The organism is Pseudomonas sp. CM25 (assembly GCF_013179705.1).
Lineage (GTDB): Bacteria > Pseudomonadota > Gammaproteobacteria > Pseudomonadales > Pseudomonadaceae > Aquipseudomonas.
In genome coordinates, this window is the sequence record NZ_JABMCW010000695.1 from 1 (window position 1) to 787 (window position 787).

The 787-nt window shown below is 58.8% G+C and carries 1 protein-coding gene; it reads left to right on the forward strand.

Annotation, left to right across the window (positions count from 1 at the left end):
• A partial coding sequence (locus HP546_RS30760; RefSeq protein WP_372242491.1) for an immunoglobulin-like domain-containing protein occupies positions 1-787 on the forward strand: 787 nt, incomplete at both ends.

Consider the following 787-nt stretch of genomic DNA (forward strand, 5'->3'; position numbering starts at 1 on the left):
CCAGGTACCCCAGGCAACGAAGGCGACATCGTCAAGGTCACCATCACTGCAGACCAGGTGTCTGTTGCCGAGAACGTCAAACCGACCTTCACCGTGCACATCAACACCGTGCTGGCGCATGACCTGACCGTGACCCTGAGCAACAACGCGGTTGTGACCATCAAGGCCGGTCAGACTTCGAGCGAGCCGTACGCTCACGAAGCCCAGGGTGACGACGTTTACCAGGATGCCGGCGAAATCAGCCTGGGCATCAAGTCGGCTGTCGATGCCACCGGTGCACCGTTCGAGAACCTGGAGCTGGGCAACCCTGCTTCGGTAAAAGTTACCGACACCATCGACGAAGTTGTCGCCAAGTTGACCGCTACCGCCTCGGTGACCGAAGGCGGTGAGATCACTTACACCGTGACGCTGACCAACAAAGATGGTCTGCCGATCAACAACCACTCGGAGCTGTTCTTCAAGCTGACTGATGGCACCACGGTTGTCGTGCCGGCCAACAGCACTACCGGCTCAATCACCGTTACTGCTCCAGACAACGTCTACGTTGGCGCTAACGAGCCGGTGGTCAATGCCATCGAAGCGGTCAGCGGCGCGGATGCCTGGAAGTTCGAGAACCTGACCCTGGACAAGACCGAGGTCAGCACCACCGTTACCGACGAACCAGGTACCCCAGGCAACGAAGGCGACATCGTCAAGGTCACCATCACTGCAGACCAGGTGTCTGTTGCCGAGAACGTCAAACCGACCTTCACCGTGCACATCAACACCGTGCTGGCGCATGACCTGA